The 894-nt window shown below is 34.0% G+C and carries 1 protein-coding gene; it reads right to left on the minus strand.

Translation table 11 applies throughout. The features are described 5' to 3' along the window. Window positions 1-278: 278 nt before the first annotated feature. Window positions 279-800, minus strand: a complete 522-nt coding sequence (locus tag AC1UFB_RS06585; protein WP_482588818.1) for a hypothetical protein — start codon at window positions 798-800, stop codon at window positions 279-281. Window positions 801-894 lie beyond the last annotated feature (94 nt).

Below are 894 nucleotides of genomic sequence, written 5' to 3' on the forward strand. Positions count from 1 at the left end.
GAAAACGACGATTTATTTGTGAAATGTTTACTTGTTTCACTATAAAAAATGAAAAGAGCCTCAGATTGATATATACACCTTAGGTAAATACGAGTTTCTGACCGATGTTTTCGATTTTATTCACATCGAGAAATGTTTCAAGTTCACTTAGAATTTGAGTGAAATTAGGGCTACTCTTTATATCCAATTTGACTCGGATATCCCTCTTATTAATAAACGGGTCCCCAGATTCTTTCGATTTGATTATAATTTCCTTTGCCATTTTAACTCTTGCACTTTTAAGCGATTGGACTTTTTTGTTTTTCACTATCAGCAGATTTATTCAAATGAATCTGGTGCATATAATATTGGATATTCGGCATTTGCTCTCTGACCATATTCATCACATCTTGATTGTCGTTGACAACGTAAATTCTTGCTGTATTCGGATTATCACGAGCAACTCTACGAACAGCTTGATATATTTCTCCCGCAATTGAAGAAAGTCTGATTGCCTCAACATCTCTGTTCTTGAAAACTGAAAAGCTATGACTTGGCAATCCTTCGATAGAATTATAAAAGAATTTATCCAACACGTAAGTCTCATAATTGAAATTTGGCGTTTTCAAAACGATTACAGTATCCATCAACCGATAGTCATTTTTACCAATTAAATTCCCGAAGTAATCAATGGACTGCGGGACGCCCAACTGGGTTATAATATCTGGCAAACTTCCGTCAAAATATCGCTCAATTCCTGCTTCCACGCTTTTTATTTGGTCTTTTTGAGTAATGTTGAAAAATTTGATGTTTAATAACAAAACAGTTCCTTTTTATGTATTAGACCATGCGTGTTGATTAACCAATAAAATCCAAAAAAAGCATACAAAAAAGGGCACCTATCTTGTAGAATGT

Source organism: Priestia sp. KCTC 13724, assembly GCF_056820425.1.